Raw genomic sequence first — 18483 nt, 5'->3', positions numbered from 1 at the left:
ATTCTAACGAGGAATAATAAATGACAGCTTACTCCCATCAAAAAGATGCTCAGCCACAAACGGCTTCTATTACCAACGGCTATTGGTTCTATTTTGAAGTCGATGGTCACAATGTCGCGGTATTCTGCAGTGCCATCAGCGGTCAGGAAACAGTCTTTGTTGATGATGAGATTGTTTCCAACTTTCGCAATCTCTTGAAGATGGATGCGCGGCACACCTTTCAGATTGATGGTGTGGAATACAAAATTATTATCAGGACGGAAAAGCTGTTAACCGGGCAGATAAGCTGCACTCTACGCAAAGGTTTTCAGATTCTGGGCGAGCAGAAAAAGGGTCTGGTTCAGAAATTCCCGTTTAAAACCCTGTTTTTTACGCTGCTGTTTCTATTTTTGGCCGGTTATGGTGCAGGAAATCTGCTCTTTCATATTGTGCAGGGTTTTAAGGAGCTCTATCTGGCCGGCAATGATTTTGGCCAGACCGTGTATCACTTTGTTCAGACATTGAAGGGGTGAGCCTTGCCCCATGGAAGTGAATGCACAAAACATCAAACAATTAAGACAGGAGCGGGCCTGGACCCAACAGCATCTTGCTGATGCCTGCGGACTCAGCCTGCGCACGGTGCAAAGGGCAGAGAATTATGGCAACTGTTCTTTGGATACGCTGCAGGCGCTGGCCAGTGTCTTTGAAGTTGAGATAGTCCAGTTAAAACTGGTGCCGCCTCCCAGGCCTGATAATGATTCTGAATTGCCTGAAGTTGACCAGACTTTGAAATATAAGGTAGGTGGACTGGTAGCAGCTGCTTTAATTCTTGGTTTTACCGGAGGTTATCTGGCGGCAGCCGGTGCCGGATAGTTCAACGAATAAAAGCGTCATAGTCAGTGTTTAATTTGTTATGGCGTTTTTATTCCTTTAAGTGATCCTTTTTATGGTGCGAGATTTTTGCTTACATGTAAGAGTCTTTACTTATGAATTCTTACATGTAATGATGAATTTGTGATCAATCATAATTAAACATCACTGTGGTTAAACAGAAAAAGAATTCACAGTATGTAGCCAGTTTTCGCAGTCGGCAGGCCATGCTCGGTTTGGTAAAGAAGGAAGTCTGGATTTACCCCGAACATAGCGCATACATAAAAACAATTGAAAACAACCTGAAGGCGACAAGGAGTGCAGCTGCAATTATGAATGGCCAGAATCAATGGACAGCCAGTTCATTACTGGATGCTCTGCTGGAGCATTGCCAATCCCCCGATGAAGATATGCAGGTTTCCGCCATTGATGGTTCGGAATGCCTGTCGGTCGTGATGCCGGAGCAGGGCGATCTGGAACTGTTTATCTCGGTAAGTGGTGAACAGATCCTGGTGGAAACCTTTCTGTTCCCGGAAGAGGCGGTCAGCGACAAAGCTGCGCTGAATGCCGAAATTCTCCGTACCCATAAGCTGTTCCCGCTATCAACGATTTCTGTCGAGCGTCTGGAAAATGGTCAGGAGTTCTATGCGGCCTTTGGTGCTCTGAGCTCCTCCTCATTGTTTAACAGTATTCTCACCGAGATTGAGATGCTGGCGATCAATGCCATCAATATGACCGAAGCTTACGGCTCTTACCTGACCGTTGCGGCTAAAGAGCCGGCACTGGCCTGATCATCAAGGAGGATTGTTATGAGTGTTTGGGGAAAAATTTTGACCTCCTTGCGGGGTAAGGCGACGGAAGCAGGTCAGGCTTATGTCGACAAAAATGCCATCAGTATTCTGGAGCAGGAAATCCGGGATGCGGAAGCCGAACTGCGTTCCAGTAAGACTCAGCTGGCCGCCATTATGGGCAAGTTCAGTCTGGCCCAGAAGAAATGCAACGAGCTGAAGGCAACCATCGAGCAGTATGAAAACCACGCCATGTCGGCGATGGAAAAGAACGAGATGGACCTGGCCAACCAGGTAGCCGAGAAGATTGGTGAGTATCAGTCCCAGCTGGACAGCGAAGAGACTATGCGCAGCGGTCTGGAAACCAGTGTCGCCAATCTGAAGGCAGCGGTGAAAAAGGCCGAAGCCAATTTGCGTACCATGAAGCAGCAGGTGGATACGGTTAAGGCAACGGAAAGCGTTCAGAAAGCCCAGGCAGCCTGTGCAGCTCGTTACTCCGGAACCAACTCCCGTCTGTCCACGGCAACAGAATCCCTGGAGCGTATCAAGCGCAAGCAGGAAGAACGTGCTGCCCAGATGAGTGCCGCCGATGAGCTGAATGCTGAAACCAGTGGTTCCGATCTGGATGCCAAGCTGCGCGAGGCCGGTATTGGCGGCACCGCTGGCAGTGCCAACGATATTCTGGAACGTATCAAGGCCAAGAAGGCCGCTGCTGAAGCCAGTTGATAGCTGGGTGAAGATAACAGGAGGTTAGCGTGCTGGGATCACTGTTTCGCAAGAAAACGACACCAGAACCGGTTAAAGAGCAGTTCCCTCTGGAGTTGTATCCGGGGGCCGCACTGTCGTTTGATATGATGCCGGTTCGGATGGTGGCAGACAGCCTGCTGTTCTCGCCACCGGAAGGGCAGCAGATTGTTGAAGCGATAGGTGTCGTTGATCTTGGTGCGTCAGCCCGCCTGTACCGGTTCTATACCGGAGATGATTTCTTTCTGCAGGTCTCCTGCACCGGAGGCATCACCGCCAGTCATATTGACGATATCAAACTGTTTTCGTTTTACGACACCGAACATCCTAATGGTCAGCAGCAGGTTGACCAGTGGGTTGGTGAAGGCGGTGTGATTGGTCGTCCGCAGCGCAGCTTTGATGGCAAAACCTTTGATCGGGTCTGGGGCAGTGGCGATCAGTGGCTGTCACCCAATCATCTGGTTGAGAAGGTCAAGCCTCGGGATGATGCGGGGTATGGCTGCGATCATCTCTGTATGTTGTATCAGCGGAATATTGAAGGGGCGTCCGATATCACGGAATATACCCTGACTTCGCTGGAGTTTACCGGTGATGATGAGTATACGGTCGTGACCAGTGTGGGTGTTGATGTGCCTATGACATCCATCGAAATCTTCTGATCCGGTCGTCTAGTACCAAGCATTAAATATCAAATAGAAAAACAAATTATAAGAAAGGTTCATCATGGATTTTATCGCCACCTCTCTCTCGGGGCTTCCGGCTTTTGGACTCTATCTGGGCACGGCTCTGGTGCTCACTATTATTTTCAGCTTCGTTTATACCCTGCTGACGCCTCACCATGAGTGGACGTTGATCAAGGAAAACAATGAAGCCGCTTCTATTGCTTTCTCTGGCAGTCTGATTGGTTTTGTTCTGCCGCTGTGCTCGGCGATTGAAGCCAGTGTCAATCTGGTGGATATGGCGGTCTGGGGCCTGGTTGCCCTGGTTGTTCAGCTGGTGGTTTATCTGCTGATCCGGCTGGTGGTGATGCCGCGTATCTCCCAGCGCATCAAGGATAACGAGCGCGCTGCCGGTATCTTCCTGGGTGTTGCCTCCATTGCCGGTGGTCTGCTCAGTGCCGCGTCCATGAGCTATTAAGGAGCGCGCCATGAGTAAACGATCCAAGAAAGTGGGACTGGTCGTCCTTGGTGCTGTGCCATTGACGTTAACCGGCTGTGGTGACAAGGCCGTTGAAGCGCAGGTGTTCCCGAATATTACCAGCTGTGTTTACGCAGGTAATGATGAGGACGCCTGTGAAGATGCCCAGAAGCAGGCTCTTCTGGAGCATGAGAAGGTCGCTCCCCGTTATGTGAAACGTTATGACTGCGAATCGGATTTTGACAGTGCCTGTCTGGTTAACCGTCAGGGTTACTTTATTCCGGCAATGGCCGGATTCCTAGTGGGCGGTCTGTTAAGTCGCAGTGCCGACAATTACTTCGATGACAATGAAATTGATATCGATGTGTATACCCAGCCGGTCTATCGCTCCCGGGATGATCGGGGCAACTATCGGACGGCAGATAACAAGCGTATTGGTTCCATTCATAAGACCGGCAAGGTTATGGTGCCTTCCAAAAGTGTTTCCAAGCCTTCGGTGAAAACCACCACGCTCTCCCGTGGCGGTTTTGGCAGCTCCGCAGCGGCCCGTGGTTCCTGGGGCGGCGGTAAAAGCTGGGGAGGTTGATGATGGAACGGGTGGCTATTGCTCCACGGGATGACTGGGAACAGACTGCAGAGCAGTTGGGTTTCCGCTTCGCCAGCATTGATGGTGATGTGTATTGGGATGAGTCGGCTTATTACCGGTTCTCATTGAATGCCGTTGAGCAGGAAATTGAGGAGCCGACTGAAGAGATTCATCAGATGTGTCTGGATCTGGTGGATCGCGTAGTCCGCTCTGAAGCGATGCTGACCCGGCTGCAGGTTCCGGAAACCTATTGGGATCTGGTCTGTAACTCGTGGAAAAATGGTGACCCGCATTTGTATGGGAGGATGGATTTCAGCTTCGATCCCCAAAGCGGGCGGGCGAAGTTTCTGGAATACAACGCCCAGACCCCGACCAGTCTTTACGAAACTGCCTATTTCCAGTGGGTGTGGCTGGATCAGCTGATTGAGCGTGGTATCCTGCCGGGCAGTACCGATCAGTTCAACAGTCTGCAGGAAAAGCTTGTCGGAGTGCTGAACCAGCAGATGCCTAGGCTGGGGCGCAACCCTCTGTACTTTGCCTGCTGCAAGGACACTGAGGAAGATCTGGGTACGGTGGATTACTTCCGCTCCTGTGCTGTGGCGGCAGGGCTGACGACAGGCTTCAGTTATGTGGAAGATATCGGGATAGACGAGCAGGGCCGGTTTACCGATATCAATGATATGACCATCCCCGCCATCTTTATGCTGTATCCGCTGGAGTTTATGTTCGAGGAGAAGTTTGGCCCTTACCTGGGTAAAAACGACACTCTTCTCTATGAGCCATCCTGGAAAGCCATTCTTAGTAACAAGGGTATTTTGCCTTTGCTATGGGAGCAGCATAAAGGCCATCCGAATTTGTTGCCCTCCTATTTTGCCGATCAGATTCCCGGTGATGATATCGGGCATAGCTTTGTTCATAAGCCGATCTTCAGCCGTGAAGGCGCCAATATCTCAGTGATGGAGAACGGGGAAGAAGTCGCCTATGCCGAAGGCCCATACGACGATTCCGGTTTTATTATCCAGAAGACCCATCCGCTGCCGGTATTTGCCGGGAATCACACCTTGATTGGTAGCTGGGTAGTGGGTGATAAGGCGGCGGGTATGTCGATCCGGGAAGATGACTCGATTATTACCCGTGATACCAGCCGGTTTGTGCCCCATGTGATTATGGATTAGCAAGAATTAAGACGACCTCGTTCCTGCATTCCATTGCAGGAACGATAAATCAGGTTAAACCTCCACAATCTCCTCTTCTTTATGCTTGTAGAGCTTCATCATCAATAGATAACCCAGCCCGGTAATAATTGATCCTATGGCAATGGCGACTGCATAAAGCAGGACATGGGAGATCGCATTGGGAATAAACAGCACAAAGATACCGCCATGGGGTGCCATCAACTGAATATCCCAGAACATGGACAGCGCGCCGGTAATAGCCCCGCCGACCATCGCAGCAGGAATGACCCGAATCGGGTCTTTGGCAGCAAACGGTATGGCTCCTTCCGAGATAAAACAGAGCCCAAGAATAAACGACGCTCTCCCAGCCTCATGCTCTGGTTCCGAAAAATGGCTTTTCCCCAGAAATGTGGCAATTCCCATACCGATGGCTGGCGTCATGCCGGCGGCCATAATCGCTGCCATGGGTTCATATTGCTTACTGGCCAGCAACCCGACACCGAAGGCATAGGCGGCCTTGTTGACTGGTCCGCCCAAGTCAAAGCACATCATGGCACCGAGTAGCAGACCAAGGATGACGGCATTGGCATCGCCCATGGAGGAGAGGAAGTTTTCCAGCCCTTTCATAATGGCCGCGACCGGATCACCAACCACATAGATCATGATCAGGCCGGTAATCAGTGAACCGAACAGCGGGATAACCAGGATGGGTTTCAGGGCTTCCATGGTTTTAGGCAAGCGAACATGGTCAGCCAGTGCTTTGGCACTATAGCCAGCGAGAAAGCCCGATACGATACCGCCGAGAAACCCTGCACCAACCGAGCTGGCGAGCATGCCGCCAATCAGACCGGGAGCCAGCCCGGGTCGGTCGGCAATCGAGAAGGCTATATAGCCGGACAGCACCGGTATCATCAGAGCAAAGGCTGACTTGCCGCCAATGGTCATCAGTGCTGCCGCCAGTGTTCCCGGTTCTCCGGCGGCATGGATGCCAAACATAAAGGAGATGGCGATAATCAAACCACCGGCAACAACCATTGGCAGCATAAACGACACGCCGGTCATTAAGTGCTTGTAAGGGCCAGTTTTCTCTTTGCTGGTAGAGGATGAAGACGATGCTGTACTGCTGTCTTCAACCTTGGCTTCTTTGATTGCTGTTTCAATGACATCCCGGGTCTGCTTCAGAGCTTTGCCGGTACTGGTCCGGTAGATGCGTTTGCCGGCAAATGCAGATGCATCAATCTCGATATCAACAGCCAGAATCACCAGATCGGCCTTGGCAATCTCGGCCGGGGTAAAGGTACCTTTCGCGCCCACCGACCCGCGGGTTTCAATCTGGATATGGTGACCCATCTGCTCGGCTGTGGCCTGCAGGGCTTCAGCGGCCATAAAGGTATGGGCGACACCGGTTGGGCAGGCGGTAACGGCCAGTATATTCAGGCTTGCCGGTTTTTCAGGGGCGCTATCGGAAGTCTCTGCCGGTTTTTCTGATGGCCCCGAGGTATCTGGTTTAGCAGACGCTTCCTCTACCTTATAAACCTTGGCCTCCTTATTGGCCCGTTCCAGCCACTGCGCAGGCTGGCTGATGGCCTGCTGCATATCACCCTGATACAGTTTTTTGCCGGCAAAGCGGGCAAGATCCGTGGTATCCGAAGCCGCTACCAGTATCAGGTCGGCATCGTATATTTCTTCGGTGGTAAAGGGGGTTGCGGGTTCCAGCTGACTGTGAATCTCTTTGCGGATATTCCAACCGAGGGCTTCTGCACTTTGGCTAAGGCTTTCTCCAGCCAGATAACTGGAAGCCAGCCCGGTAGGGCAGCGGGTATAGATCAGGACGTTCATACTACACACCTCCCGAAGTCAGCTTGTCCAGCTGTATCTGGCTGCGGAGTGAATCCAGTTGTTGATGGTCGGGAATCCCAACACCAATCTGCGTGACGGCCAGAGCGGCCACGGCGGTAGCGGTCAGCAGGCATTGTTCGGGAGGCTGCCCTTGAGACAATCCCCAGGTGATACCCGCTACGAGGCTGTCGCCGGCACCGACAGTGCTGACAACACGCATGGAGGGCGGAACCGCTTGCCAGGTATCGGTTTCGGTATACCAGCGGGAGCCCTTGCTGCCATCGGACACGACCACATTGGCAATGCCTTTATCCAACAGTTGCTGGACGACAAACTCTTCCTGTTCCAGGGTAGTAACCGGTCCGCCAAACCATTGTTCCAGTTCAAAGCGGTTGGGTTTAATCAGATAGGGGCGGGCTTCAATCGCTTCGCTCAGCGCGGCGCCGCTGGTATCGAGAATGACATCGACGCCCATTTCGTTCAGGTCTTTGATCAGTTCCCCGTAGTAGTCAGCGGGCAGGCTTTTCGGCAGGCTGCCCGCCAGAACCACCCAGTCACTCTGTTCAGCCAGTTCCAGCAGGCGGGTCCGAAACTGTTGACGATGTTCGTCGGTCAGCTGCAACCCGGGCAGGTTGATTTCGGTAACCCGGTCTTCACCATCCTTGATTTTGACATTAATCCGGGTATCGCCTGCGACATAGACACCATGGTCTTCTACAGGCTCATGGTGAAAGAAGGCATCAAACTTATCCCGGTTGTTACGGCCAAAGATGCCGGTGGCATTCACATCTGCGCCGAGATCAGCAAGCACCTTGGAGACGTTGATGCCTTTACCGGCGGCATGCAGGGTACCGCTGTCAGCAATGTTAACCGCATCCAGTGTCAGTTCCTGACAGTGAATAGTGAGATCCAGCGCCGGATTCAGGGTTACGGTGAGAACCGGTTTGTCCTTTGAGAGGGTTGGTGCATTGTCCATTTAAAAATCCTCCGGTTTCAGAGCCCGAACCGCTTGCGCAGACTCGGCATAAAGCGCCGCTTCCGCCATGGCCTGCGCCTGTTTCATGGAGACCTCCCGCAGCCGTGATTTGGTCAGGGGGATGGCTTTCACCGACATGCTCAATTCCTTTACGCCCAGTCCGGCCAGAATAATACTGCCAACCGGATCGGCCGCCAGCTCACCGCATACGCCTACCCAGCCGTTATGGCTGTCTGCAGAATCAACAGTCATTTTTATCTGGCGCAGAATGGAGGGATGAATCGGATCAGCCATGGCTGACAGAGTTGGATGCCCGCGGTCTATGGCCATAGTGTACTGAGTCAGGTCGTTGGTTCCCACTGAGAAAAAGTCCAGTTCCGGCGCAAAGATATCTGACATCAAAGCCGCACTGGGAATTTCCACCATCATACCCAGTTCAAACGACAAACCCGTATGATCATTGACGACGTCCGCCGTCATCTGTTTCAGTTCCCGCCATTCGTGAATATCGCAGATCATCGGAAACATAATTTTCAGGTTGGGTTTGTTGTTCTCATCCTTATCTGCAGCCAGGCCGGATTTGATCAGAGCCTCCAGCTGGCGTTTGAGCATATCAGGATAGAGGCGAGACAGGCGGGCACCCCGGATACCGAGAAAAGGATTTTCCTCCGTTTCCATGGGCAGGTAGGGCAGGGGCTTGTCTCCGCCGACATCCAGTGTACGCACGACAAAAGGTCGCCCCTGCAATAGTGAGAGCGCCTGACCGTACTCGGTCACCTGCTGTTCAACGGTTGGTTCCCGACCGAACTCCATATAGACGAACTCGGAGCGGTAAAGGCCAACACCTTCTGCTCCCAGGTCCAGCGCCTTCTGTATCTGTGAGCTGTTGGTGACATTGGCCACTACTTCTAGCTGTACACCATCGGTGGTGATGGCGGGCTTCATACGGTTGTCGTGGGCGACTCTGATAGCCTCTTCCCGGGTCTGCTTCTCGGCCAGTGCCTGCTGTACGGCGTCTTCGCTGTCGGCAATCAGAGTGTATTGATCATCGCAGTTCACAATCAGACGGCTATCCGCAGGTATTTGCAGCACCTGTTCTCCGCAGCCAACCAGCAGAGGGATACCTGCAGAACGAGCCAGAATAGCCGCGTGAGAAGTGACACCCCCCACCGCTGTCACCACCGCAAGGGTGATCGCAGGGTCCAGCATAGGAACCTTCGAGGCCGGTAACTCATGGCATACCAGAATATGGGGTGCGCTTTCGTTGCTTTCGTTATCGGTGCCGGTCAAGACGCTCAACACCTGACTGCCAACATCCCGGAAGTCCGCAGCCCGTTCGGCCAACAGTTTATCCGGGTTATTCTCCTGCTGGCTGGCCAGTTGCTCATAGGTGGTATGCCAGGCCCACTCGGCCGATTTGTTAAGTGGTATCAGCTCTTGAGCGTCGTCTATGAGGGAAGGGTCATCCAGCAGCGCCAGATGCATGCCGGCGATAAGCTTGGCTTCATTGCTGCTGGCCTGGGTGCCGGTGACTTTGATCCTTTCCCGGATCCTGGCTCTGACCGTGGCAATGGCATCTTCCAGACGCTGTCGCTGCTCAGCCGGGTTGGTTGCCTGCTCCTGATAGTTGTAGGTCACTTCCTGTTGCACAAAGACACTGCCCACTGCCATGCCCGGAGCACCGCACAGGCCTTTTATCTTCTCACCGGGCTTGGGAGCTGCAGTTGGTCTGTGCTGTTGCGCAGGTTGAGTCGATTGTGAGTCATCAACCGGCAGATCGTCCGGTAGAGGAGTTGGCTCATCTCCCAAACCTTTGGCCACTTCTCGCAGTAGGGAATCAAGCTGGTTTTGTACATGAGGGTTGTCAGCAATGCTGAAGCGAAGCCGGTGGCCAAAACAGGCTCCAAGGCTGATCAGACGGGCAATACTGTTGGCTTTGACCGGGTCACCATCACCATCGAGGTTTTCCACCAGTACATCTACGCCCAGGCTGTTAACCAGTTCTACCAGTTGGGCCGCCGGCCTGGCATGGAGACCGTGGGGAAGGGGAATACGACAGGTGGCGGTTTTACCTTCAGCATGTACGCCTTTCAGAAGTCGATAAAGGGTTTGCGGGTCCGGGGCACTTGTGAGTTTGTCGATCAAGCCGGAGTGCCGCAGTGCCATCAGCTGATCCATAAATGGCTTGTGCACATTGCCCCGGGTGATCAGGGTGATAAACAGGGCATTTGGCAGATCAGGACTATGAAACTGAACTGCCGCAAGCATCGGGGGATGGACATCATCCAGAGTACACAGCAGCCATAAATTGTCAGCCAGTTGCAGAGGTTGCAGCAGAATCATCGCACCCCAGTTAATTTGCGGCCCGGGGCTGGCTTTTCTCAGGATAGAAACGGTCAGCGCCCGGGCTTCATCACTAAAGGCGAGCTTCATACCGGTACGGAGATTGGGTAAGTGGATCGACAGTGTCGGGGCATCTGCCTCGCCTTTGAGGATGGCAATCACTTCATCGGGAGATGATGTGGTATGCAACCGTTTGGAAAGTTCATCGCTACTGATGATATGGGTGAGCTTCTTGAGAATCCCAAGGTGCTCATCGGATTTAGCAGCAATGCCTACTGCGGTGTAGACCGTCTGGCCATTGCTCCAGTCCAGACCTTTAGGGAAGCGGGCGACCTTGATACCGGTCTGTTTCACCATATCCCGAGTTTCCGGTGTGCCATGGGGAATGGCAATACCGTTGCCCAGATAGGTTGAGGTCTGACTTTCCCTTTCCACCATGCCGGCCAGGTAGTCAGGTTGTACCAGACCACCGTCCACCATTCGACTGACAATAAAGCCGAGGGCCTCCTCTTTATTGGTGCAGGGGGCATCCAGTTCCACATCCTGCTTCGAGAGTTCCAGCATGATCCACCCATACAAAGCCTGACTGTGACCATGTATTTAGCAGAGAGTTGAACACTCTGTGGTGAAAATATGGATTTGGTTGGTAAGGTTTGGCTCTAACCGTAGGCGTGATTTTCGCATTTTCATGGTGAAACAGATAAGGTGGGATTTTATACGACATAATTATTATAAAAATGACAAAGACCTTTGATCCTCGTGGTATCGATCAATCCTGGCTGGAACGGCTTCAGCAAAATAATGAACAGCAGGGTTATGTTCTGACCGAATGTGACTACTGGCAGCGAGGGGGAGAAGAAGATCTTGCCTTTCTCTATAGCTCTGAGTCTTTAACACTGATCAGTTGCAGTCCCGAGATACGAGACTTGGTCGCCCATCATAAGCCAGAAACACTGGAGCAGATTATCTCCCTGACAGGGCGGGAGGATCTGGAGGTGTATATTGATGATCTGGATTATTACCTGACGCAGGCACCTGTCCCGATCGTTGCCAGGCCCGATGTAGAGGTGCGCGAGCTCACCCTGGATATGCACCGGAAGGAGCTGCAGGCGTTTGTCGAGTGTTGCTCGGAAGATGAGTTGTTAAAAGCAGATATGGGTCTCGACTGCGACTATTTCTATGCCGCGTATTGTGAGGGGCAAATGGCTGGTCTGCTGGCATCGTACTGTGGCGTCGAACCTTTTGAAGCCTTGTCCGTTCTGGTGAAACCTGAATTTCGTGGGCGTGCCGTTGGCCAACAGCTGTTGCAGACCTTGATTCAAGCGACAACAGCGAGAGGGCGGATCATTCGCTATCGCACCAATGCAGAAAATGGTGCCTCTATTCGACTGTGTGAATCCATGGGGTTTACACAGCATAGTCGTATTCAGTTGCTGGCAAGGCTGTAAGCTGGGGGGGGAGCATGCCGAAGAAGAAAGTGCTGGTGGTGCTATACCCGGACTGCATTGAGTTCGAGATCAAGCTGGCTTTGGAAATACTGTCTCCCACCTGTGATATCACCAGCTGTACGCCCGATGGACAAATGCATAAAGGCAGTAGCGGGCTAAATTATCAGCCGGACTGTGATTATCAGACGGCATTGGCAGAGCACTATGACTGCGTTCTCGTACCGGGTGGTGATGTTGGCACGGTGGTTGATAACGTTGAGCTCCAGCAGCTTCTGCAAAAAGCCAATAAGCACGGCAGCCTTGTTGCTGCGATCTGCGCTGGACCGTTCTTGTTGGCTCGGGCAGGTATATTGGTTGGCCGGTCTCATACTAATGCGGCTATCTATCCGCGTGAGGTTGTTTCGGTTTGGGACGGCAGCCGGTTTTTAAAACAACCTCTGGTTGTTGATGGTTCTGTGATTACCGCTTTGCCGGAAGCGTTTATTGATTTTGCCATCGCCATTGGGCAAAGGATGGGCTGCTTCAAGAATAATGAGCAGGCTGAACGGACAAGACGGTATTATAAAGGTGTAAATAACCGGGACTGGTCACTGGTCGGCGCAGCCGATGGTGGTTAAGTGATGAGATACACATAAGCAAGGTAGTGAGAGCAGAAGCTCTCACTACCGGAAATCTTAGTGGGCGATAGCGACCAGTTGGGATTTCATATCTTCAGGGATCTGATCAATGGTTACGATCTTCAGGGTCTTCTCGCTGCCATTCGCAGTGACCTGCTTGCCCAGTGTTGCTGTCGCAGAAGGTGGGAGCTTCCACATAGCGCCAGTTGCCGGATCAACAATGAGCATACCAATGAGCCCACCAATTAGCAGGTTACCGATGTACCAGCCATCCAGAGAGGTATCGATGGTGATGATAGATGGCGCATGACCTTCTTTCTTGAAAGTGACCTGATAGGTTTCACCCTGGAAGAAGCCTGCACCACTATTGAGAGTTACGGTGCTTGGGGTAATACCGGAGTGTACGGTCACACCACTCTTGTTGGTCACGGTAAAGCTGGCACCATCAGGGGTAGACTGCAGCGAAACCGGGTACTGGGAGTCGCTGATGATTGATGCACAGCCAGTGAGAGTCATGGAGGCAGCAACGGCACAGGCGGCCAGAGTCTTTTTCAGTTTCATTCTTGTTTCCATGTTGTTTTTATAATCGCACATCTTGTGCGAGCGGTATCTTTGAAATATTTATAATGAAAAGCAAGTAGAATTGGTCTGTCGTGTAGAATACATTGACTGAACCGACCCAAAGAATAATAACAAAGCATGTTGCAGGGAGTAGGGTGAGATGACAATTCCCAGGCAGTGGAGCGCTGGTGATCTTCAACTTATCCCAATGGATAAGAACAGCGCGCCACTTATGAAGGCGTTATTTGAAACCAATAAATCCGTAGCGGCCTGTGATCCCAGCTTTGGTGAACATGATATTGCTGTTTATCAGGGTGTGATTGAAGAGATGAATCAGAAAGATCATTTTCTGCGCACGATTCTTGATGCTGATAATAAGCCAGTAGGATTCTTCCATATGAATTTTCATCAGGCTCGTGAGCGGGTGTGCTGGATTTCCATGATGAGTGTGAATGCCGAATATCAGGGGCAGGGTCTTGGAGCCAGGGTTTACCGGGCTATTGAGGATCAGGTAAAGGAGAGTGGCGAAGCTGATCGTATCTGGCTGCAGGTCTTTGTAGGCAATGAGGCGGCCGTCATGTTCTGGGTGAAGCAGGGCTTCTTAACCATCGTGAAATCGGGCCAGGAAGACGAGAACGGGCAAAAATACAACTACCTGATTCTGGAAAAAAGCCTGAATAAAAGTCAGGATGCGGTATGAATAATCAGTCGTTGATTGGTGCGGCTGTCGCTGAACTCAATAAGAAGTATCAACCTCATACCATTATTGTTTATGGCTCCCGGGCCCGTGGTGATTTTACCGAAACCAGCGATCTTGATATTGCCTGCTTTACCGATCATTCCCCTAAGCTAACCGATGCCCGACTCTGGCAAGGCATTTATCTGGATGCCTGGATTTATCACACCGACTCAATGGCAAAGAACGAGCAGTCCACACTGCCTCTGGAATATCTGCGTTTCGCTGATGGCTATTGTGTTCAGGATCAGCAGGGCAAAGGGCAGGTATTTCTCGATCAGGTTAAGGCGCGGTTGGCGGAAGGTCCGAAATGTTTATCTGAGAATGAAAAGGCGCACACCGTGGAATGGATTGGCAAAATGCTAAACCGGGCCGCGCAGGATGATATAGAAGGCAATTACCGGCAGGTCTGGCTTCAGTTTGAACTGCTGGAGATCTACTTCCAGTTACGGGATCTGTGGTATTTCGGACCGAAAAAGAGTTTTGTCTGGTTGCAGGACAATGATCCGCTGGCTTATCAACTCTTTAAGGCGGGTTATGAAAGCCCGGCGGATTCTTCAAAGCTAAAGACGCTGGCAGCTTATATTATCAATAACCGGAATTAAAAAATGCCAGCATGTCAAAACATGCTGGCATCCAAGGGACATATCAGTAACCGGTTCTTACCAAGGCATTTTGCCCAGTACGGAACCGTAGAACCCCATGCGTCCGGCAATCTCGCCTGACACCATCAGCAGGACGGCCAGGCCAACCATGGCTGTGCTGTGAAGGTTGAGAGACTTTGCCATAACCAGCAAACCGCAGCCCACCATAAGGCTGGCAAAGACACGGTACCAGACCAGTACACCATTTAGCTCAAGCCCGGTGATCTGGGCCAGTTGCCATGTAACAGCAAAAACCATCACCACACTGGCGGTCAGCAAGGCACGAAAGCCGGCAGGCATTTCTTTGCTGGATTGGCGCAGCACTAGAGCCAGAGTTGCCAGACCCAGCAGCAGGGCGGTGCTGACAAAACCAATATGCGTCAGTGGTGTATGCCAGGACGGTTGATGCTCCACGGCATAGTAAATCTGCCCGGTCATGGTTATGGCGGCCAGTCCACACACACCGGTGATAAGCCCCAACGTCTGTTGCAGGTTCTCTTTGCCTTTCACCAGATGAGTCAGCAACCAGAGAGTGGTCAGACCATTTATGCCCCCAAATACAATCACCTCACGACTCATCCAAGAGCTGCCCAGACCGCGCAGGGCATAGTAACCCTGAAGAGGATTGCCCAGGTGAGCCAGGGAGCAGAGTGAGCCAAAGCCGCAGATCAACCAGAGGGCAATCGCCGTCAGTTTGCTGTTGTTTAATTCCTGTCCGCCCGTGGCCGCCCGATACAGGCTGATCATCAGGATACTGCCCAGCGCCCATTGGGTGAGCACGGTAAAGAACACCAATGAAAATTGATACTGATGCATGGTCCGTCCTTACAGGCTCTTGGCAATAATAACGATGTTCGGGCCGGTGATGGTGTGGTCCGGCATAGCGAACCGTTCCTCCAGTTCCACCCAGTTCATGGCGTGCTGTTTGCGCAGCTCGCTGATCTCACCAAACTTCAGCACGCCGCCCGGGCAGGATTCCACACAGCGTGGCTGCAGGCCTTTATCGAGGCGATCAACGCATAGGTTGCACTTGCTGGTTTTGCCGGTAGACGGGTCATACGACGGTGAGTCGTAAGGGCAGGCCATAATGCACATCTGGCAGCCGATGCACTTGTCGTGATCCTGTACAACAATGCCGTCTTCCCGCTTGGTGTAAGTATTGGCCGGGCACACCTCCGCGCACTTTGGCTCGTCACAGTGGTTACACGACATGGTGATGAACGTCTGTGACATCGGGCTTTCGGTGCGGAACTCCCGCACCTTACGCCAGGCAACATTGGCCGGGGTGTTGTTCTCGGACTTGCAGGCCATAGCGCAGGTTTTGCAGCCATAGCAGCCGTCGGTATCAATCAAAAATCCGTATTGTTTGCTCATGTCGCTTATACCTTGGCGAGACGTACTTCGACGAGGGTGCTGTTACAGGCCTGGCCGTGGCCGATAGGCTCGACAAAGTCACTGGTCACGGTACTGGAGGTGCCGCCCTGACGTTCCCACCAACCGTTTTCGAGGCTGACGACTCCGCGCATCATAAAGCTGGAAACATCGGCAATAGCTGTGTGCTCACCACGGTCGTTAAAGGCAGTAATCCGGTCGCCGGATTTGATTCCGCGAGCTGCTGCATCATCCGGATGGATCATAATGTTCGGCACATTACGCTGAACCTGGTTCACCCACTCGTTAATGCCATGGCTGGTATGAACGGTACGGGCCAGCTTGCGCTGTACGGACATCAGCGGGTACTTCTTGGCCAGTTCCGGGTTGCCGGTTGAGGATTCAATCACCGGTACATGCGTCGCAATAGCTGGATGCCCCTTGGCTTTCCAGGCTTCCAGGAAGAAGTTGGCGCGACCGGTCGGGGTATTGAACTTGCCACCGTCAAACGGTACCCACGGGAAGTTGGCTGGCTTCACCGGGCCTTTTTTCAGCTGTTCGAGAGTAATACCCGTGCCAGCCAGCAGATTGTTGATGTAGTGCTCAATCGGCTGGTTAAATACTTCACCAAAGCCAAAGCGTTCGGCTAGACGGGCAAAGATCCAGTAGTCCGGCTTGGCTTGTCCCGGAGCGTCAACGGCTTTCTCCATCAGCTGCACATAGTGGCTGCGCGGGCCAGCCATCAGGCTGACATCTTCAAAGATGGTGGTCACTGGCAGGACCAGATCCGCCCACTTGGCGGAGTCCGTCATCAGGTTGTCGGCGACTACGACGAACGGCACCTTCTTGAACGCTTCCTTCACCTTGTTGGTGTTTGGCAGCTGGTTTAGCGGGGCGAAAGCCATGCTGTACAGGAAACTGATCTTGTGGGGATCTTCGTCAATAATCGCCTGACCGATACGGGCCATCGGAATCGTCGCGATCTTCTGCTTGTTCGGGGCCGGTGGTACCAACGGGCCAAACTTGACCATCTGGGTCGCGCCGCCGGCATCCAGAATACCCGCGCCACGTTTGCCCATATTGCCGGTCAGCAGAGCCAGATAGTGCTGGGTTGCAACCACATGCGCACCATTCTCGGTGCGCTGGGCGCCGGACATATTGAAGATAATCATCGCCGGCTGAACGGTGCCAAAGTCACGGGCCAGACGGGCGATGGTGTGCTGTGGGATAGACGTCACCTCGGAAGTCTTCGCCAGCGTCCACTGTTCACACTCTTGACGCACCTTCTCGAACACTGTTGTGTATGGGCTGTCTGCTGGCAGCTCACTCTGGAACAGGGCAGGATTAATGCCTGGCGTGTTCTGAGCCACATAGCTCTGGCTGTTCAGGTCGTAGACCAGATAGTTGGTGTTGGAGAGTTCGGTCTTGCCGCCACAGCAGGAGGATTCGCTGCTTGTTGCCGCAAGGTTGGGATCGACATAACGGGCCAGATCGCCGTCGGCACCGACCAGATAGATGGCACCGGTATGGTTCTTCAGGAACGGGATATCGGTCAGGCCTTCTTCAATGATGACACGCATCATACCCAGGGCCAGCGCGCTGTCGGTGCCTGGGGTAATGGGGATCCATTCGTCAGCCTTGGCGGCAGTCTCACTGAAGCGCGGATCGATCACCACAATACGGGCGCCATTCTTCTGCGCGGCAATAAAGTCTTTCCAGTAGGCGTGCAGGGTTACCGCCGGGTTGTTACCCCAGCACAGCAGATACTTGCTGTCAGCAATAGTGTCGCGGGTGTCGGTGAAACGAATGCCGGTAATCGGTGGAATGGCACCATAGGCGGCGCCACAGCAGATAGAGCCGGAACGACGGGTGCAGCCACCGAGATAATCAAAGAAAGCACGACCCATGTCGTTCTTTACCGCATCCATATTGCCGGTAAAGCCAACAAACATCAGGCCCTTGTTACCATCTTCGGCAATGGTCTTGCGGATGTTCTGTTCCATCAGGTTCAGGGCTTCATCCCAGCTGATGGCTTTAAATTCCCCGGAGCCCTTTTCGCCGGTACGCAGCAGCGGCGTCGTCAGGCGCTCTTTGTGGTTGACCCACTTGGTGCGGCTCAGGCCACGCATACAGGCCTTAACATTAAAATCCTTGGAGGCTTCTACCTTGATGAGCTCACCTTTGTAGGTGTATGCAGTCAGGTTGCAGTGCAGGCACTCCATGGCGCAGCTGGAACGGGCGCTCTTCAGCTCGGAATAATCAAACAGGTATTTATACGGCGGCTTGTTGATGGGCATAGCCATCACTTCCGGAATCACCGGCGCAAGAAAGGTAATGCCCAGCCCTTTCAGGAATGTACGGCGACCAACACCGTTGGTTAACAGATTGTCCATAGACGTCCCGTGACAGTGATCTGTGATCGTTTATCCCCGGTCTCTTTTCAGGCACAGGGAGGCCTGCCCCGGAAGAGCATCAGGTCACAGATTCTGTGAATAAGAGAGATTGATTCAGCGCGGCAAGACTAAAAAAGACCACTGCGCAATGAAGTGACCCCATAAAGTTGGACACTTTGGTTAAGCGGCTTGCAAGGCCTGACTTCGGCACTCCGCCGGCGTCAGGCCTTTTAGTTTCACCTTGATACGTCGCGTATTGTAATACGTGATGTATTC

20 protein-coding genes are annotated in these 18483 nt (G+C 52.7%); 12 read left to right on the top strand and 8 right to left on the bottom strand.

The window, feature by feature from the left end; all coding sequences use genetic code 11:
• The first annotated feature begins 20 nt into the window (after positions 1 to 20).
• The 8 genes from EHSB41UT_RS22910 (at position 21) to EHSB41UT_RS22875 (ending at position 5279) form a co-directional block, all read left to right on the top strand.
• Positions 21 to 512: a hypothetical protein gene (locus EHSB41UT_RS22910; RefSeq protein WP_087113196.1), complete on the top strand. Its 492-nt coding sequence runs from the start codon at positions 21 to 23 to the stop codon at positions 510 to 512.
• Positions 513 to 522: 10 nt separating this feature from the next.
• Positions 523 to 852 carry a helix-turn-helix domain-containing protein gene (locus EHSB41UT_RS22905; RefSeq protein ID WP_087113195.1) on the top strand — a complete coding sequence of 110 codons (330 nt, stop codon included), beginning with the start codon at positions 523 to 525 and terminating at the stop codon, positions 850 to 852.
• Positions 853 to 1181: 329 nt separating this feature from the next.
• Positions 1182 to 1640: a YjfI family protein gene (locus EHSB41UT_RS22900; protein WP_165767381.1), complete on the top strand. Its 459-nt coding sequence runs from the start codon at positions 1182 to 1184 to the stop codon at positions 1638 to 1640.
• An 18-nt stretch (positions 1641 to 1658) separates the two neighbouring features.
• Positions 1659 to 2363: a PspA/IM30 family protein gene (locus EHSB41UT_RS22895; protein ID WP_087113193.1), complete on the top strand. Its 705-nt coding sequence runs from the start codon at positions 1659 to 1661 to the stop codon at positions 2361 to 2363.
• A gap of 29 nt (positions 2364 to 2392) precedes the next feature.
• Positions 2393 to 3040 (top strand): DUF2491 family protein, encoded by a 648-nt coding sequence (locus EHSB41UT_RS22890; RefSeq protein ID WP_087113192.1) that lies wholly within the window; start codon positions 2393 to 2395, stop codon positions 3038 to 3040.
• Between the two features lie 64 nt (positions 3041 to 3104).
• Positions 3105 to 3518, top strand: coding sequence for a DUF350 domain-containing protein (locus tag EHSB41UT_RS22885; protein ID WP_087113191.1), 414 nt, complete (start codon positions 3105 to 3107; stop codon positions 3516 to 3518).
• 10 nt (positions 3519 to 3528) lie between these two features.
• A complete protein-coding gene (locus tag EHSB41UT_RS22880) occupies positions 3529 to 4104 on the top strand; it encodes a DUF1190 domain-containing protein (RefSeq protein ID WP_087113190.1) in 576 nt (191 codons plus the stop codon).
• Positions 4104 to 5279, top strand: coding sequence for a glutathionylspermidine synthase family protein (locus EHSB41UT_RS22875; RefSeq protein WP_415837496.1), 1176 nt, complete (start codon positions 4104 to 4106; stop codon positions 5277 to 5279). The genes EHSB41UT_RS22880 and EHSB41UT_RS22875 overlap by 1 nt, the downstream gene beginning before the upstream one ends.
• A gap of 54 nt (positions 5280 to 5333) precedes the next feature.
• Here the strand turns inward: EHSB41UT_RS22875 and EHSB41UT_RS22870 are convergent, their stop codons facing one another.
• The 3 genes from EHSB41UT_RS22870 to ptsP are packed head-to-tail and all read right to left on the bottom strand — an operon-like array spanning position 5334 to position 11001.
• The gene (locus EHSB41UT_RS22870; RefSeq protein ID WP_087113189.1) at positions 5334 to 7118 is read right to left on the bottom strand and encodes a fructose-specific PTS transporter subunit EIIC; all 1785 of its coding nucleotides are present in this window, start codon (positions 7116 to 7118) and stop codon (positions 5334 to 5336) included.
• Between the two features lies 1 nt (position 7119).
• On the bottom strand, positions 7120 to 8094 hold the full coding sequence (gene pfkB / locus EHSB41UT_RS22865) for a 1-phosphofructokinase (protein ID WP_087113188.1): 975 nt from the start codon (positions 8092 to 8094) through the stop codon (positions 7120 to 7122).
• On the bottom strand, positions 8095 to 11001 hold the full coding sequence (gene ptsP / locus EHSB41UT_RS22860) for a phosphoenolpyruvate--protein phosphotransferase (protein WP_087113187.1): 2907 nt from the start codon (positions 10999 to 11001) through the stop codon (positions 8095 to 8097).
• Between the two features lie 173 nt (positions 11002 to 11174).
• On the opposite strand from ptsP, the gene EHSB41UT_RS22855 reads away from it, so the two are divergent.
• Together EHSB41UT_RS22855 and EHSB41UT_RS22850 are read left to right on the top strand one after the other, a co-directional pair.
• Positions 11175 to 11885, top strand: coding sequence for a GNAT family N-acetyltransferase (locus tag EHSB41UT_RS22855; RefSeq protein ID WP_087113186.1), 711 nt, complete (start codon positions 11175 to 11177; stop codon positions 11883 to 11885).
• Between the two features lie 14 nt (positions 11886 to 11899).
• Positions 11900 to 12502 (top strand): DJ-1/PfpI family protein, encoded by a 603-nt coding sequence (locus EHSB41UT_RS22850; protein ID WP_087113185.1) that lies wholly within the window; start codon positions 11900 to 11902, stop codon positions 12500 to 12502.
• Positions 12503 to 12559: 57 nt separating this feature from the next.
• On the opposite strand, the gene EHSB41UT_RS22845 is transcribed toward EHSB41UT_RS22850, so the two are convergent.
• A complete protein-coding gene (locus tag EHSB41UT_RS22845; RefSeq protein WP_087113184.1) occupies positions 12560 to 13063 on the bottom strand; it encodes a hypothetical protein in 504 nt (167 codons plus the stop codon).
• A 160-nt stretch (positions 13064 to 13223) separates the two neighbouring features.
• Between EHSB41UT_RS22845 and EHSB41UT_RS22840 the strand changes: the two genes are divergently transcribed.
• Together EHSB41UT_RS22840 and EHSB41UT_RS22835 are read left to right on the top strand one after the other, a co-directional pair.
• Positions 13224 to 13763: a GNAT family N-acetyltransferase gene (locus EHSB41UT_RS22840; RefSeq protein ID WP_087113183.1), complete on the top strand. Its 540-nt coding sequence runs from the start codon at positions 13224 to 13226 to the stop codon at positions 13761 to 13763.
• The gene (locus EHSB41UT_RS22835) at positions 13760 to 14404 is read left to right on the top strand and encodes a nucleotidyltransferase domain-containing protein (RefSeq protein ID WP_087113182.1); all 645 of its coding nucleotides are present in this window, start codon (positions 13760 to 13762) and stop codon (positions 14402 to 14404) included. Before EHSB41UT_RS22840 ends, EHSB41UT_RS22835 begins: the two co-directional genes overlap by 4 nt.
• 57 nt (positions 14405 to 14461) lie before the next feature.
• Here EHSB41UT_RS22835 and EHSB41UT_RS22830 read toward each other — a convergent pair whose 3' ends face one another.
• The 4 genes from EHSB41UT_RS22830 to EHSB41UT_RS22815 all read right to left on the bottom strand — a co-directional run.
• Entirely contained in the window at positions 14462 to 15259 is a 798-nt protein-coding gene (locus EHSB41UT_RS22830) for a dimethyl sulfoxide reductase anchor subunit family protein (RefSeq protein WP_087113181.1), read from the bottom strand.
• Positions 15260 to 15268: 9 nt separating this feature from the next.
• Complete coding sequence (locus tag EHSB41UT_RS22825) at positions 15269 to 15817, bottom strand: 4Fe-4S dicluster domain-containing protein (RefSeq protein WP_165767380.1); 549 nt, start codon at positions 15815 to 15817, stop codon at positions 15269 to 15271.
• 5 nt (positions 15818 to 15822) lie between these two features.
• Complete coding sequence (locus EHSB41UT_RS22820; RefSeq protein WP_087113180.1) at positions 15823 to 18207, bottom strand: molybdopterin-containing oxidoreductase family protein; 2385 nt, start codon at positions 18205 to 18207, stop codon at positions 15823 to 15825.
• Between the two features lie 180 nt (positions 18208 to 18387).
• The coding region (locus EHSB41UT_RS22815) for an IS3 family transposase (protein ID WP_165767133.1) at positions 18388 to 18483 on the bottom strand (96 nt) is incomplete at its 5' end.

The sequence above is a fragment of the Parendozoicomonas haliclonae genome (assembly GCF_900174585.1).
Lineage (GTDB): Bacteria > Pseudomonadota > Gammaproteobacteria > Pseudomonadales > Endozoicomonadaceae > Sansalvadorimonas > Sansalvadorimonas haliclonae.
Note: the sequence above shows the minus strand (reverse complement) of the source record. Positions and strands in the feature narration are given on the sequence as shown.

Bases quoted from the DNA above. Each gene is read 5' to 3' on its own strand.
- EHSB41UT_RS22830 (WP_087113181.1), bottom strand. From the start codon at position 15,259: ATGCATCAGTATCAATTTTCATTGGTGTTCTTTACCGTGCTCACCCAA.
- EHSB41UT_RS22825 (WP_165767380.1), bottom strand. From the start codon at position 15,817: ATGAGCAAACAATACGGATTTTTGATTGATACCGACGGCTGCTATGGC.
- EHSB41UT_RS22820 (WP_087113180.1), bottom strand. From the start codon at position 18,207: ATGGACAATCTGTTAACCAACGGTGTTGGTCGCCGTACATTCCTGAAA.
- EHSB41UT_RS22845 (WP_087113184.1), bottom strand. From the start codon at position 13,063: ATGAAACTGAAAAAGACTCTGGCCGCCTGTGCCGTTGCTGCCTCCATG.
- EHSB41UT_RS22900 (WP_165767381.1), top strand. From the start codon at position 1,182: ATGAATGGCCAGAATCAATGGACAGCCAGTTCATTACTGGATGCTCTG.
- EHSB41UT_RS22870 (WP_087113189.1), bottom strand. From the start codon at position 7,118: ATGAACGTCCTGATCTATACCCGCTGCCCTACCGGGCTGGCTTCCAGT.
- EHSB41UT_RS22895 (WP_087113193.1), top strand. From the start codon at position 1,659: ATGAGTGTTTGGGGAAAAATTTTGACCTCCTTGCGGGGTAAGGCGACG.
- ptsP (WP_087113187.1), bottom strand. From the start codon at position 11,001: ATGCTGGAACTCTCGAAGCAGGATGTGGAACTGGATGCCCCCTGCACC.
- EHSB41UT_RS22835 (WP_087113182.1), top strand. From the start codon at position 13,760: ATGAATAATCAGTCGTTGATTGGTGCGGCTGTCGCTGAACTCAATAAG.
- EHSB41UT_RS22880 (WP_087113190.1), top strand. From the start codon at position 3,529: ATGAGTAAACGATCCAAGAAAGTGGGACTGGTCGTCCTTGGTGCTGTG.
- EHSB41UT_RS22875 (WP_415837496.1), top strand. From the start codon at position 4,104: ATGATGGAACGGGTGGCTATTGCTCCACGGGATGACTGGGAACAGACT.
- EHSB41UT_RS22910 (WP_087113196.1), top strand. From the start codon at position 21: ATGACAGCTTACTCCCATCAAAAAGATGCTCAGCCACAAACGGCTTCT.
- EHSB41UT_RS22905 (WP_087113195.1), top strand. From the start codon at position 523: ATGGAAGTGAATGCACAAAACATCAAACAATTAAGACAGGAGCGGGCC.
- EHSB41UT_RS22850 (WP_087113185.1), top strand. From the start codon at position 11,900: ATGCCGAAGAAGAAAGTGCTGGTGGTGCTATACCCGGACTGCATTGAG.
- EHSB41UT_RS22855 (WP_087113186.1), top strand. From the start codon at position 11,175: ATGACAAAGACCTTTGATCCTCGTGGTATCGATCAATCCTGGCTGGAA.
- EHSB41UT_RS22885 (WP_087113191.1), top strand. From the start codon at position 3,105: ATGGATTTTATCGCCACCTCTCTCTCGGGGCTTCCGGCTTTTGGACTC.
- EHSB41UT_RS22840 (WP_087113183.1), top strand. From the start codon at position 13,224: ATGACAATTCCCAGGCAGTGGAGCGCTGGTGATCTTCAACTTATCCCA.
- pfkB (WP_087113188.1), bottom strand. From the start codon at position 8,094: ATGGACAATGCACCAACCCTCTCAAAGGACAAACCGGTTCTCACCGTA.